General features: G+C 66.7%; 13 protein-coding genes. 10 read left to right on the top strand and 3 right to left on the bottom strand.

Annotation, left to right across the window (positions count from 1 at the left end):
* Window positions 1-305: 305 nt before the first annotated feature.
* The 8 genes from ugpB to Q4I23_RS12055 all read left to right on the top strand — a co-directional run bounded on the left by ugpB (window position 306) and on the right by Q4I23_RS12055 (window position 7,794).
* Window positions 306-1,643, top strand: coding sequence for a sn-glycerol-3-phosphate ABC transporter substrate-binding protein UgpB (gene ugpB, locus Q4I23_RS12090; RefSeq protein ID WP_498526397.1), 1,338 nt, complete (start codon window positions 306-308; stop codon window positions 1,641-1,643).
* 230 nt (window positions 1,644-1,873) lie between these two features.
* Complete coding sequence (gene ugpA / locus Q4I23_RS12085) at window positions 1,874-2,758, top strand: sn-glycerol-3-phosphate ABC transporter permease UgpA (protein WP_498526396.1); 885 nt, start codon at window positions 1,874-1,876, stop codon at window positions 2,756-2,758.
* On the top strand, window positions 2,755-3,627 hold the full coding sequence (gene ugpE / locus Q4I23_RS12080; protein WP_454019057.1) for a sn-glycerol-3-phosphate ABC transporter permease UgpE: 873 nt from the start codon (window positions 2,755-2,757) through the stop codon (window positions 3,625-3,627). Before ugpA ends, ugpE begins: the two co-directional genes overlap by 4 nt.
* A 3-nt stretch (window positions 3,628-3,630) precedes the next feature.
* Entirely contained in the window at window positions 3,631-4,704 is a 1,074-nt protein-coding gene (locus Q4I23_RS12075) for a sn-glycerol-3-phosphate import ATP-binding protein UgpC (RefSeq protein ID WP_498526395.1), read from the top strand.
* An 86-nt stretch (window positions 4,705-4,790) separates the two neighbouring features.
* On the top strand, window positions 4,791-5,396 hold the full coding sequence (gstA, locus tag Q4I23_RS12070) for a glutathione transferase GstA (RefSeq protein ID WP_498526394.1): 606 nt from the start codon (window positions 4,791-4,793) through the stop codon (window positions 5,394-5,396).
* Window positions 5,397-5,511: 115 nt separating this feature from the next.
* Window positions 5,512-5,946 carry a VOC family protein gene (locus Q4I23_RS12065; RefSeq protein ID WP_498526393.1) on the top strand — a complete coding sequence of 145 codons (435 nt, stop codon included), beginning with the start codon at window positions 5,512-5,514 and terminating at the stop codon, window positions 5,944-5,946.
* A gap of 446 nt (window positions 5,947-6,392) precedes the next feature.
* Window positions 6,393-7,022: a calcium-binding protein gene (locus tag Q4I23_RS12060; RefSeq protein WP_183181436.1), complete on the top strand. Its 630-nt coding sequence runs from the start codon at window positions 6,393-6,395 to the stop codon at window positions 7,020-7,022.
* A gap of 262 nt (window positions 7,023-7,284) precedes the next feature.
* Complete coding sequence (locus Q4I23_RS12055; RefSeq protein ID WP_498526392.1) at window positions 7,285-7,794, top strand: hypothetical protein; 510 nt, start codon at window positions 7,285-7,287, stop codon at window positions 7,792-7,794.
* A 37-nt stretch (window positions 7,795-7,831) separates the two neighbouring features.
* Here Q4I23_RS12055 and Q4I23_RS12050 read toward each other — a convergent pair whose 3' ends face one another.
* Window positions 7,832-9,268, bottom strand: a complete 1,437-nt coding sequence (locus Q4I23_RS12050; protein WP_498526391.1) for a DEAD/DEAH box helicase — start codon at window positions 9,266-9,268, stop codon at window positions 7,832-7,834.
* A 467-nt stretch (window positions 9,269-9,735) separates the two neighbouring features.
* On the opposite strand from Q4I23_RS12050, the gene Q4I23_RS12045 reads away from it, so the two are divergent.
* Window positions 9,736-10,206: a Fur family transcriptional regulator gene (locus Q4I23_RS12045; protein ID WP_237904835.1), complete on the top strand. Its 471-nt coding sequence runs from the start codon at window positions 9,736-9,738 to the stop codon at window positions 10,204-10,206.
* Window positions 10,203-10,427 carry a hypothetical protein gene (locus Q4I23_RS12040; RefSeq protein ID WP_014241688.1) on the top strand — a complete coding sequence of 75 codons (225 nt, stop codon included), beginning with the start codon at window positions 10,203-10,205 and terminating at the stop codon, window positions 10,425-10,427. Before Q4I23_RS12045 ends, Q4I23_RS12040 begins: the two co-directional genes overlap by 4 nt.
* A 49-nt stretch (window positions 10,428-10,476) precedes the next feature.
* Here Q4I23_RS12040 and Q4I23_RS12035 read toward each other — a convergent pair whose 3' ends face one another.
* Window positions 10,477-11,817: a DUF1329 domain-containing protein gene (locus Q4I23_RS12035; protein ID WP_454019063.1), complete on the bottom strand. Its 1,341-nt coding sequence runs from the start codon at window positions 11,815-11,817 to the stop codon at window positions 10,477-10,479.
* Window positions 11,818-12,074: 257 nt separating this feature from the next.
* Window positions 12,075-12,359 carry an Hpt domain-containing protein gene (locus Q4I23_RS12030; protein ID WP_498526390.1) on the bottom strand — a complete coding sequence of 95 codons (285 nt, stop codon included), beginning with the start codon at window positions 12,357-12,359 and terminating at the stop codon, window positions 12,075-12,077.
* Window positions 12,360-12,453: the final 94 nt, after the last annotated feature.

Raw genomic sequence — 12,453 nt, 5'->3', positions numbered from 1 at the left:
GATAGTCCGTACTGATACGTACGGCTGATTGACAGCCTCCCCCTCTGTCCTTAAGGCTTGCAAAAAAGAAACACACATGCGGGGAGGAAAATCATCAATGTCGGCGCAACATCCGCCACCGCCTTAAGTCCCGTTCCATGCCTTACGCAGGGTCAACGTTGCAACCGCCAGGAGCGGATGCGGCGCGCCCCTGCGCGCGTGTTCCGGACACGTCACCAAATCTTCACAAGACCGTCGCGGGACCGCAACCCGCGCCCTGCATGTCAGCACATCACGCAATCGATTGGTTCCAGGGAGAGACCACCATGCTGACCCGCCGCAAGCTCGCCGTCTCGACGGCCGCCTTCGCGCTCGCCGCCGGTTTCACCGGCGCCGCTTACGCCCAGCAGAAGACCGTCGTCGAATTCTGGCACGGCCTGCCCCAGCCGCTCGGCGGCCAGCTCGAGCAGGTGGTGAAGGGCTTCAACGACAGCCAGGACAAGGTCCAGGTCAACCCGACCTTCAAGGGCAGCTATCCGGAGACGATGCAGGCGGCCATCGCCGCCTTCCGCGCCGGCAACGCCCCGCACGTCGTGCAGATGTTCGAGGTCGGCACCGCCACCATGCTGTCCGCCGGCCCGGCCATCAAGCCGGTGCACCAGCTGATGAGCGAGACGGGGTCGGGGCTCGACGCCGCGGCCTACATCCCGGCGGTCCGGGGCTATTACAGCTCCAAGGACGGCAAGATGATGGCCCTGCCGTTCAACAGCTCCACCACCATCACCTTCTACAACAAGGACGCCTTCCAGAAGGCCGGGCTCGACCCCAACAAGCCGCCGGCGACCTGGCCGGAGGTGGCCGACGCGGCGCGCAAGCTGAAGGCGGCGGGCGTGACCTGCCCGATGACCTTCTCCTGGCCGACCTGGACGCAGTTCGAGCAGGTCGGCGCACTCCACGACAAGCCCTTCGCGTCGGAGGCCAACGGCTTCGGTGGGCTGAACGCCACGCTGAAGATCAACGACCCGTTCTTCGTGAAGCATCTCCAGACGCTGATCGACCTCCAGAAGGAAGGCGCGCTGCGCTACGGCGGCCGCGACAACGCCGCGGACTCGCTGTTCCCGTCGGGTGAGTGCGCGATGATCCAGGCCTCGTCGGGCCTGCGCGGGCGCATCGTCAAGGAGGCCAAGTTCGCCTGGGGCGCCGCGCCGCTGCCCTACTGGCCGGACGCCATCGCCTCGCCGAAGAACTCGATCATCGGCGGCGCCGCCTTCTGGGTGATGACCTCGCCCAAGCGCACCGCCGACGAGTACAAGGCCGTCGCCGCCTTCTTCAGCTACCTCGCCCGTCCGGAGGTGGACGCCAAGTGGCACATGGACACCGGCTACGTCCCGGTGACGCTCCAGGGCTTCGAGATGGCGAAGAAGGAGGGCTTCTACGACAAGAACCCCGGCGCCGAGGTGCCGGCGGAGCAGTTGACCCGCACCGCCACCACGGAGAACACCATGGGGCTGCGGCTGGGCAACCTGCCGGAAATCCGCAACATCATCCAGGAGGAGATGGAGCGGGCGTTCCAGGGCCAGCAGACCGCCCAGCAGGCGCTGGACAACGCGGTGAAGCGCGGCGACACGGTCCTGCGCAACTTCGAGCGCGCCAACAAGAACTGAGCAACACGGGCCAAAACCCGACGTCATATCCCCTCTCCCCCCTGGGGAGAGGGTTAAGGGTGAGGGGGTTGCGCTTTTGCCGGACGTGCCGGAAACGCGCAACCCCCTCACCGGCTCTCAGCGGATGCCCATAGGCATCCGCCTGACGCCGTCAGCGCTGGCCATAGGCCAGCGCGAGAGGCCCTTCGGGCTGCCCTCTCGCCAGAGGGGAGAGGGTTGAAAGGGATTCCATGCAACGTCGCGTGATTTTCGACAACAGGGCGTTGCCCTACCTGCTGCTGGCGCCGCAGGTGGCGGTGACGTTGATCTTCTTCATCTGGCCAGCGGCGCAGGCGCTGTGGCAGTCGGTGCATCTCCAGGATGCCTTCGGGCTGCGCAGCCAGTTCGTCGGGCTGGAGAATTTCCAGGCGGTGCTGAGCGACCCGAACTATCTGGAGACGGTCAAGACCACCATCGTCTTCAGCGCGTCGGTGACCCTCCTGTCGCTGGTCTCCGCGCTGGGGCTGGCGGTGCTGGCCGATGCGAAGATCCGGGCGGCGGCGGCCTACAAGACGCTGCTGATCTGGCCCTACGCGCTGGCGCCCGCGGTGGCGGCGGTGCTGTGGATGTTCATCTTCAACCCGGACATCGGCATCCTGGGCCGTGCGCTGAACGACCTCGGCTACGCCTGGGACTACCGGCTGAACGACGGGCAGGCGCTGACCATGGTCATCCTGGCGGCGAGCTGGAAGCAGGTCTCCTACAACTTCATCTTCTTCCTGGCCGGGCTGCAGGCCATCCCGCGCTCCGTGCTGGAGGCGGCGAGCATCGACGGGGCGGGGGCGGTGCGCCGCTTCTGGACGATCACCTTCCCGCTGCTGTCGCCGACCACCTTCTTCCTGCTGGTGGTGAACATCGTCTATGCCTTCTTCGAGACCTTCGGCACGATCCACGCCCTGACCCACGGCGGGCCGGGCAAGGCCACGGAGACGCTGATCTTCCGCGTCTACCAGGACGGCGTGGTCAACCACGACCTGGGCGGCTCCTCGGCGCAGTCGGTGATCCTGATGGTCATCGTCATCGCGCTGACCGCCATCCAGTTCCGCTTCGTCGAGCGCAAGGTGCATTACTCATGAACCGCGACCGTGACACCCCGCGCTCCGGCGGGCGCCTGATGGACATGGTCCCGCACCTGATCCTGATGCTGGGCGTCCTGATCTTCGCCTTTCCGATCTACGTGACGGTCATCGGTTCGACCTGGGACGCCGCCACCATCGGGCGCGGCAACCTGCCGCTGACGCCAGGCGGGGAGATGCTGAACAACTACGCCTCGGCCTGGAGCGAATCGCAGGGCAACCGCGTCATGCACACGCCCGTGCGCATCATGATGTGGAACAGCCTCGTCATGGCGCTGGTCATCGCGCTGGGCAAGATCGCCATCTCGATCATCTCGGCCTACGCGGTGGCCTTTTTCCGCTTCCCGCTGCGCATGGTCTTCTTCTGGATGATCTTCATCACGCTGATGCTGCCGGTCGAGGTGCGAATCATCCCGACCTACGAGGTGGTGGCCAACCTCGGGCTGATCGACAGCTACGCCGGGCTGACCATCCCGCTGATCGCCTCGGCCACGGCGACGCTGCTGTTCCGGCAATTCTTCCTGACCATCCCGGACGAGCTGGTGGAGGCCGCGAAGATCGACGGGGCGGGGGCGCTGCGCTTCTTCGTGGACGTGGTGCTGCCCCTGTCGCGCACCAACATCGCGGCGCTGTTCGTCATCCTCTTCATCTATGGCTGGAACCAGTATCTCTGGCCGCTGCTGATCACCAACAGCGCGGAGATGGAGACGGTGGTCATCGGCATCACCAAGATGATCGGCAACGGCGAGGCCGCGACCGACTGGAACCTCATCATGGCGACGACGGTGCTGGCCATGCTGCCGCCGGTGGCGGTGGTCGTGCTGATGCAGCGTTGGTTCGTCAAAGGCCTTGTGGACAGCGAGAAATAAGAAATGGCAACGGTCGATCTGAATCGGGTCCGCAAGTCCTACGGCGCCGTCGAGGCCATCAAGGGCATCGACATCAGCGTCGCGGATGGGGAGTTCCTCGTGCTGCTCGGCCCCTCGGGCTGCGGCAAGTCCACGCTGCTGCGCATGGTCGCCGGGCTGGAGAGCATCACCGGCGGCGAGATCGCCATCGGCGGGCGGGTGGTCAACGGGCTGGAGCCCAAGGACCGCGACATTGCCATGGTGTTCCAGAACTACGCGCTCTACCCGCACATGAGCGTGTTCGACAACATGGCCTACGGCTTGAAGATCCGTGGCCTGCCCAAGGCGGATATCCAGGCCCGCGTCGCCAAGGCCGCGGAGATCCTGGAGCTGAACCGCTTCCTCGACCGCCGGCCCAGCCAGCTTTCCGGCGGGCAGCGGCAGCGCGTCGCCATGGGCCGCGCCATCGTGCGCGAGCCCGCCGCCTTCCTGTTCGACGAGCCGCTGTCGAACCTGGACGCCAAGCTGCGCACCCAGATGCGCGTCGAGATCAAGCGGCTCCAGGACCGGCTGGGCATCACCAGCCTCTACGTGACGCACGATCAGGTCGAGGCGATGACGCTGGCCGACCGCATCCTGGTGATGAATCACGGGGTGGCCGAGCAGGTCGGCACACCGCTGGAGGTCTACCAGCGTCCGGCCAGCCTGTTCGTGGCCGGCTTCATCGGGTCGCCGCCGATGAACGTGCTGGACGCGCGCTTCGACGCCGCCGGGCAGGGGGTGGTGCTGCCCGGCGGCACCGCTTTCGTCCTGCCGCGCCCGCGGCCCGACATGGCCGGGCGGCCGGTCAAGCTCGGCGTGCGGCCGGAGCATCTGGCCGTCACGTCCGGCGACGGGCCGCTGATCGTCACGGTCGATCTGGTGGAGGCTCTGGGCGCCGATACGGTGGTCTATGGCCGCCTGCCGGACGGCGAGGGAATGGTGGTCCGAGTCGCCGGCCTTCCGTTCTGCCGCGAGGGCGAAACCCTGCGCGTCGGCGCGCCGCCCGACGCCCTGCACTTGTTCGACTCGGAGAGCGGACGGCGTTTGCCGGATTGAACGGGGTGGGGCGGTTGCAATCGCCCGTGCCCCGTGCCCCACTGTCGATCCGTCATGTCCCGCCGGAAACAAGGATAAGAAACGTCATGAAGCTCTACCTGAAGCCGGGCGCCTGCTCGCTGTCGCCACACATCGTCCTGCGCGAGAGCGGTCTGGCCTTCGACGTCGCGGCCGTCGACCTCGCCGCCAAGAAACTGGAGGACGGCAGCGATTTCCTGGCCGTCAACCCGAAGGGCCAAGTGCCGACGCTGGCGTTCGACGACGGCACCATCCTGACCGAGGGCGCCGCCATCGTGCAGTGCATCGCCGACCGCGTGCCGAAGACCGGTCTGCTGCCGGCCGTCGGGACGATGGAGCGCTACCGCGTGCTGGAGTGGCTGAACTTCATCGGCACGGAACTGCACAAGACCTTCAGCCCACTGTTCCGCCCGACCACGCCGGACGCCTTCAAGGACATCGCCAAGCAGACGCTGACGGCCAAGTTCGCGGTCGTGGAGGCTGGGCTGGCCGGCAAGGATTACCTGACGGGCGACCGCTTCACGGTGGCCGACGCCTACGGATTCACGGTGCTGCGCTGGGCGCCGCGGGTCGGCCTGCCGCTGGACGGCTATCCGAACATCACCGCCTACATGGCCCGCGTCGCCGAGCGCCCGGCCGTGGCCGCGGCGCTGGCGGCGGAAGGGATCGCCTGACCTCTTGCCGGATGGGGAGGGGGCGCACCTGTTCGATCCCGAGACAGGCTGGTGATTGCCCGAGTAGACTGCTCAGGCAATCACCAGCAGGGAGGGGGCGAAGACCCCGACGAGCATGAGCGCAACCGACCGCAAACCCGTTCCGCCCTTCCACCTCGCCTTCCCCGTCCGCGACAAGGAGGAGGCGCGCGCCTTCTACGCCGGCCTGCTGGGCTGCGGTGTGGGGCGGGAATCCGACCGCTGGATCGACTTCGACCTCTACGGCCATCAGGTGGTGGCGCATGTGACGGAGGAGGCCGGGACCCGCGCCACCAACCCGGTCGATGGCGAGGACGTGCCGGCCAGCCATTTCGGCGTGATCCTGGATTGGGACGACTGGCACGCGCTGGCCGACAAGCTGAAGGCCGAAGGTGTGCGATTCCTCATCGAGCCGCAGATCCGCTTCAAGGGTCAGGCGGGCGAGCAGGCCACCATGTTCTTCCTCGACCCGAGCGGGAACGCTCTGGAGTTCAAGAGCTTTCAGGACATGGGGCAGATTTTCGCGCGGTGATGGACGCGTAGGGACGGTTTGTCTTTCAACGGAACATCGGCCCTCCTCCCCACCGGGTGGAGGGCCTTTTCCTGTCGATCCGCAGACTCTTCCCCGTTCTGTTCGTGTATCAATAGAAACACAGATGAAGGGTGCAGAGCTGAGTGTATCTTTTGTCGCACCTGTTTCTGTTTTGCTTTTGATTAGATAGATAAGTAATGAAGTTAGTGCTTTCGTGTGTATTTTATTGTTGTTGACTGTCTTCTTTTCTCATGACAGATCTCGTTTTGAGAGCATTTCAGAACTTGCGCTCAACCACATGCTGTTGTGTGCGTGAGCGAGCGCAGCTGAAAAGCCTCTGTTCGGAAACCATGATCGACCGATCCGATGAACGCTGCGCGGTCGGCCAAACAAGCAAGCTTTCCGAACATTCATTCGACGATGCATAAAATAAGTGGGGATTCGACATGAGCGTCATCAATGGAACGTCCGCGTCCGAAGTGATCGATCTGCGGGGATTAGTCCCCGGACCGTACGAGACCGCCAACGGCTCCGCGGCGGGTGCCGGCAACGACACCGTGTATGGCAGCAGCTATCCTGACGTGATCCAGGGGGGGAGCGGCGCCGATCTCCTCTACGGTTTCAACGGAAACGACATTCTGGTCGGCGACGACGGCAACGACACGCTGTATGGCGGCAACGGGAGCGACAGCCTTCTGGCCAGTTCGGGGAACGATCACCTGCTGGGCGAAGCCGGCGACGACACGCTGTATGGCGGGGCGGGCAACGACGTCTATTATCATTCGGCGAATGGCGGCGTCGATCTCATCAACGATGACAAGTCGGAAGCCGGGATGCCGGGCTATGGCGGCGGAACGTCCGACGTCGTGTACTTCACCGATGTGACGATGGCGAACCTCGCCTTCTTCCGTCCGACGGGAAGCAACGATCTGTGGATCTCCAGTGTGGCCGATTTCAGCGATGGCTATCTGAATGATGGCGTGATCATCCAGGACTTCTATCTGGGTGGCAACAACACCATCGAGTATCTGTACAGCTCCGACTCTTACGCAGTCAATCTGACGACGCTGCTCTGACCGGTCCATCATCACCAAACGGCAAAGCCGCCGCGGCCATTGCGGCGGCTTTTCTTTGAAGGGCAAGGAAATGGTTCGACGCCATCGGCATTTCTTTCACCCTCGCTGGGAAAATTCGGCTCTGCGCATCCGGTTCCACCGTCCCTTCCGCCCCCTTTCCGCCCTGGCGGATGCCTGCGGTCAGGCGCTGCCGGTGATGGCATGGAAACTGCTAAGGGGGAAGTTGCCGAGGGGGAGTCAACGATCAACCGGGGGGTGTTTCATGAGCAGCCTGTCCGTCTCCGCGCCGGGATATGGCCCGTCAGGCGCGTACGCACTGAACGGTGGCGGGGGCACCCGCTTTTCGGCGGCGACCAAGGCCACGCCGGAGATGATGGCGCGGGTCGGGGTCGGCGATTCCGCCTTTCAGCAGCAGATGAGGATCGCCGGTGATCCCAACGCCGTGGACCCGGCGGTCGCGGCGCGCAGCCGCGCCGTGCAGGCGCACACCGTGTTCCGGCAGGGCGGTCAGGTCGTCGCCGCCGTTTGGCGGGACGGCCAGACGCAGATGAGCAACGGGCTTGCGTCGCGGCTCGACTGGACCGCGCTGGAGCGGCAGACCGCCGCCCTGTCCGAAGCGCAGCGGCGGGACGTGATCGCCGCGGCCATCGCCAAACAGCTCGGCGGGAGCGCACAGGTCCAGCGCTACGGCGACAGCGGCACTGCGCCGACGCGTGGCGCGGTGATCGACGAGCAGACCGCCGCACATCGGGCGGTGCGCGGCGGACGGTGATCCCGCCGCGCACCGAACAGGCACAGTCTGTTTGGACTCAGGCCGCGGACCGCTTGTTCCCGCCCGGCTGGCCGCCGTGCGGGGCGGGGCGGCGGTTGTGGCGGTTCTGCTGGTTGGCCGACACCTTGGCCTTCAGCGGCTGGTCGCCGGTGGCGCCGGCAACCCGCGCGCCCTGCTGCGGCTGCGGCTTCGCGCCCTGGGCCTTTGGCGCCTGAGCCCTCTGGCCCTGCGGCTTGCCGCCGCCCGGCTGCTGCTGGGGCTGGCCGCGGCCTGGACGGGGCTGCTTGGGCGCCGGCTTCGGCGGCTTGGCGGAGGAGGCGTGGATCGCCGCCACCACCGACGCGTGGTAGGGATGGTCGTGGTCGGCCGGGACCGGCTGGCGGATGGTTTTCTCGATGGCCTTCAGATAGGCCACCTCCTCCGCGTCGCAGAAGGACACCGCGCTGCCGTCGGTGCCGGCGCGGGCGGTGCGGCCGATGCGGTGGACGTAGCTTTCCGGCTCGTTCGGCAGGTCGAAGTTGATGACGTGCGTGATGCCGTCGATGTCGATGCCGCGCGCCGCGATGTCGGTCGCCACCAGCGCCTTCAGGTCGCCGCTGCGGAAGGACTCCAGCGCACGCACGCGGGCCGACTGCGACTTGTCGCCGTGGATCGCGTCGGCCGGGACGCCGGCCTTCTTCAGATGGTCGGCGATGCGGTCGGCGCCGTGCTTGGTGCGGGCGAAAACGATCGTCCGCTCCATGGCACCCTCCTGGAGGAGGTCGGCGAGCAGGCGGCGCTTGTCGGCGCGGTCCACGAACAGCACGCGCTGGGCGATGCGCTCCACCGTGGTGGACTGCGGCGCGACCTCGATCCGCTCGGCATCGGTCAGGATGCTGTGCGCCAGCTCGACCACGGCTTCCGGCATGGTGGCGGAGAACAGAAGGGTCTGGCGCTGCTTCGGCAGGACCGCGACTACCTTCCGCACGTCGCGGATGAAGCCCATGTCGAGCATGCGGTCGGCCTCGTCCAGGACGAAGATCTCGACCTGGTCGAGCACGCACTGCTTCTGGGCCATCAGGTCCAGCAGGCGGCCCGGAGTCGCCACCAGCACGTCGGTGCCGCGGGCCAGAGCGGCGACCTGCGGGCTCTGCCCGACGCCGCCGTGGATCACCGTGCGGCGGATCGGCAGGTGCCGGCCGTAGGTGCGGAAGCTCTCGCCGATCTGCAGCGCCAACTCGCGCGTCGGCGTCAGGATCAGCGTGCGCGGCGCCTTGGCCTGCACGCGCTTCTTGTTCTGGAACAGCCGCTGCAGGATCGGCAGGGTGAAGGCGGCGGTCTTGCCGGTGCCGGTCTGGGCGAGGCCGAGCACGTCGCGGCCTTCCAGAAGAACGGGGATGGCGCCGGCCTGGATCGGCGTGGCGGTCTGGTAACCCTCTTCGGCGACGGCGCGCAGAAGGGGCTCGATCAGGCCGAGGCCACTGAATTCGGTCATACGGGGAGGGTCCTGGTCACGTGAACAGAGGCTGCACCTGGGCCGTGCCCGGACATGGCCGGGGGCGGCGTGGCTTGGGGCGCTCCGCCGCGGGAGTGCGCGGAGCCATCAATTCACCGTGGGAAGGCGCAAGCGGCGCCGATACCGGGACGACGAGGAGCCGGCAGCCCCAAAGCAAAATCGACCGGACACACATAGGCGGTGGGGCGGCTTTTGGCAAGCAAACAAGGACCTTGGCCGCGTTCCGGACCGGAAATGTCCCTATGTCGGCAGTCCTTGGCGGGAGACAGTGGGGGTGGCGGGTGGTGGCGCCGCACCGGGCATGCGGCCTTTTGCCGCGTTAATTCCCGGACAAAAAAACGGGGTATAGGATTGCGAATGAATTTCAGTATTATGATCGGCGCTGCAGCATGGCGCCCCGGATCGCGGGAGACGGCGCCGCAACGGATGGCAAAGGCGGTGGGGCAATGACGTCGCGTCTCGAATCCTTGTGCCTGGAAAAGGGACTGAAGATGACCGGCCAGCGCCGGGTCATCTCCCAGGTCCTGTCGGAGTCGGAGGACCATCCCGACGTGGAGGAGGTCCACCGCCGCGCCGTCCTGATCGACCCGCGCATCTCCATCGCCACCGTCTACCGCACCATGCGCCTCCTGGAAGACGCGCAGGTGATCGAGAAGGTGGACCTGGGCGACGGCCGCGCCCGCTATGAAGAGGCGTCCACCGACCATCACCACCACCTGATCGACACGCGTAGCGGGCGGATCATCGAATTCGCCAGCCCGGAGCTGGAGGCGCTGAAGGAGCGCATCGCGCGGGAGCTGGGCTACCGCATCGTCGGTCACCGGCTGGAAATCTACGGCGTTCCGCTCGACAGCGTGTCTCTCGACGGTGGCGACGCGCTGGACGGCAACTCTGGGGAAGGCGGGGAGCGTCGATGAAGAGCATGCGCTGGCTGACGATCGACCCCTACCCGGCGGTGAGCCTGAATTGCCGCGACGCGGTCCAGCGCTGCTACGCCGGCCTGTGCGACTGCGGCCAGCCGGAGCGCTACGCGCTGGAAGCGGCGGTGACCGTCTTCCGCTACCACCATCCCGAAACCCCGCCCTTCCAGGCGGAAACCATCGTCAGCCAGTGGGTCGCCGGCCCGGTCCGGCACTGACCGCCGCCCGGCGCCCGTCTCTCTCCGCCCATCTCACTCTGCCAATCTCTCACCAGGGCCGCCGCTTGCGTTCCAGCGTGTCGGTGGCGAAGTCCTCGGGCCGCAGGGGCTTGGCGAAGTCCGGCGGGGCGAGCTGGTTGTCGAGGCCGTTCACCACATAGCGGTCGCCCGTGAGGTCGTAGGTGATCTCCAAGGCCGGGGCGAAGACGGGCACCTGGGGATAGGCGATCCCGTGCGCCTCCGCATAGCGGACCAGATCGCCCTTGGCGTCGTAATGGTCGGCCATGACGATCTGCCAGGAATCCTCGTCCAGATAATAGGTGCGTTCCGGCAGGGCGTGGCGGAAGCCGGATTTCAGCCGCGCCTCGACGATCCACACCCGGTGCATTTCGTAGCGCAGGAACTGTGGGTTGGGATGGCCCAGCCACAGGAAATCCGCCGGAGCCAGATTGGGCGTGTTCATCCGGCTGGCGTTGTAGGGCACATACATCTCCCGGCGCGTCACCAGCGCGAAGTCGAAACGGTCGAGCGGTCCGCCGAACATGTCCAGCATGTCGGCGGTGCGGATGCCGCCGCTGGCCGGGTCCGGCGTGTCGTAGACGAAGTCGGGCGCGCGGACGGGCTTGCCGGTTTCCCCCTGCCGGAACCAAGCGGCGAAACCGGCCTGGATCGGGTTCAGCGTGCCGTGCAGCAGCAGGGTGGTCCCGGCCTCCGCCTTGGGCATCAGGGTGGTGCGGCGGTAGTGAAAGGGGCGGCCGCCGTCGATCCCGGCGGCGTAGCTGGATTGCCAGTCCTCGCGGTAGACCGCCGCGGTGTAGATGCCGCCGGATTCCGGCAGAACGGTGGCGCCGGTGCGGCTGAAGGAATTGCCGCGCCAGCGCAGGATGTGGTTCCACATCGCCTGCACGCCGTTGGCCGGGATGGGGAAGGGCACGCCCACCCGCGCCCCGCTCAACGCCAGACCGTTCTCGCCCAGCTTGGCGCGCCGGGCGTTCTCGATCGTTTCGTCGTAGACGCGCTGGGGAGCGGCGGCGCTGCGGTTGCTGGGGAAGACCGGGATCTCGAAGGACGGATACTTGGTCAGCATCGCCTGAAGGCCGGCGGACAGGCGGACCTTGTAGCGGTCCAGATCCGCCGGACCCACGGTGAACCAGCGCCCATCCTCGTCGTAGGGGTCGGGCAGATGGGTGCCCGGCTTCCAGCCGTTGGGGACACGGGTCAGCCCTCCCTTCCAAGGTGGGATGGCCCGCGTCCGGCTGGGGCCGCGCACCGCGCCGAAGGGGGTCAGCTCCTCTCCCAGGGCAGGAACCTTCTCCTGCGCGGCGATCGGGGCCGCGTAGGGGAGCACCGGCAAGGAGAGCAGCAGGCTGGAGAACTGGCGGCGGTTCATGCGCGTCTCGCGGCGTGGCGGGTCGCGGGGACGATACCCCAATCGCGCGCCGGTTCGAACGGACAAAGGGTGTTTAAAGCGGATTGCAATCCGCTTCGGACCGCGGCGGCGGTCCCGGTCGCACATGCGACCGGAGTCCGCCTCTCGCGGGAACAGAGTTCCCGCTGGCGGCAGGCGGATGCCATCGGCATCCGCTGAGAGCCGGCGAATGAGGCGATATGAGTCTAAAGCGAACGGAAGTTCGCTTTAAGGGGCGTTCAGGGCTCCGACGCCGCGGCGATGAATCGTTCGACCTCCCGCATCGCCTGCTCAAGCGCCGCGGCCAGCGCGGTCAACCGCTCCCAGGGGACGTCCTGCATCACCGCCTGCTCCAGCGCCTGCGCCATGTCGCCGAGCGGCGTCGCCCCGGCGTTGTGGGAGCAGCCCTTCAGATTGTGGGCGCCGGCACGGATCGCCGTTCCGTTTCGCGCGGCGACGGCGTCGCTGACCTCGTCCGCGATGTGGCGGCCGATCCCGACGAAGTCGTTCAGCAACTCGTCCATCAGCGCCCGGTCGTCGCCGCAAAGCCGGCGCAGGACATCGAGGTCGATCGGGGGCTGGTCGAGCGCTGTCTCTTATACACATCTGACGCTGCCG

The organism is Azospirillum sp. UFLA03-27 (genome assembly GCF_059803775.1).
This window is presented reverse-complemented; position numbering and strand designations above follow the sequence as displayed.

What these genes read in the sequence shown, in the direction of transcription:
- ugpB (WP_498526397.1), top strand. Translation starts at nt 306, where the DNA reads ATGCTGACCCGCCGCAAGCTCGCCGTCTCGACGGCCGCCTTCGCGCTC.
- ugpA (WP_498526396.1), top strand. Translation starts at nt 1,874, where the DNA reads ATGCAACGTCGCGTGATTTTCGACAACAGGGCGTTGCCCTACCTGCTG.
- ugpE (WP_454019057.1), top strand. Translation starts at nt 2,755, where the DNA reads ATGAACCGCGACCGTGACACCCCGCGCTCCGGCGGGCGCCTGATGGAC.
- Q4I23_RS12075 (WP_498526395.1), top strand. Translation starts at nt 3,631, where the DNA reads ATGGCAACGGTCGATCTGAATCGGGTCCGCAAGTCCTACGGCGCCGTC.
- gstA (WP_498526394.1), top strand. Translation starts at nt 4,791, where the DNA reads ATGAAGCTCTACCTGAAGCCGGGCGCCTGCTCGCTGTCGCCACACATC.
- Q4I23_RS12065 (WP_498526393.1), top strand. Translation starts at nt 5,512, where the DNA reads ATGAGCGCAACCGACCGCAAACCCGTTCCGCCCTTCCACCTCGCCTTC.
- Q4I23_RS12060 (WP_183181436.1), top strand. Translation starts at nt 6,393, where the DNA reads ATGAGCGTCATCAATGGAACGTCCGCGTCCGAAGTGATCGATCTGCGG.
- Q4I23_RS12055 (WP_498526392.1), top strand. Translation starts at nt 7,285, where the DNA reads ATGAGCAGCCTGTCCGTCTCCGCGCCGGGATATGGCCCGTCAGGCGCG.
- Q4I23_RS12050 (WP_498526391.1), bottom strand. Translation starts at nt 9,268, where the DNA reads ATGACCGAATTCAGTGGCCTCGGCCTGATCGAGCCCCTTCTGCGCGCC.
- Q4I23_RS12045 (WP_237904835.1), top strand. Translation starts at nt 9,736, where the DNA reads ATGACGTCGCGTCTCGAATCCTTGTGCCTGGAAAAGGGACTGAAGATG.
- Q4I23_RS12040 (WP_014241688.1), top strand. Translation starts at nt 10,203, where the DNA reads ATGAAGAGCATGCGCTGGCTGACGATCGACCCCTACCCGGCGGTGAGC.
- Q4I23_RS12035 (WP_454019063.1), bottom strand. Translation starts at nt 11,817, where the DNA reads ATGAACCGCCGCCAGTTCTCCAGCCTGCTGCTCTCCTTGCCGGTGCTC.
- Q4I23_RS12030 (WP_498526390.1), bottom strand. Translation starts at nt 12,359, where the DNA reads ATGGACGAGTTGCTGAACGACTTCGTCGGGATCGGCCGCCACATCGCG.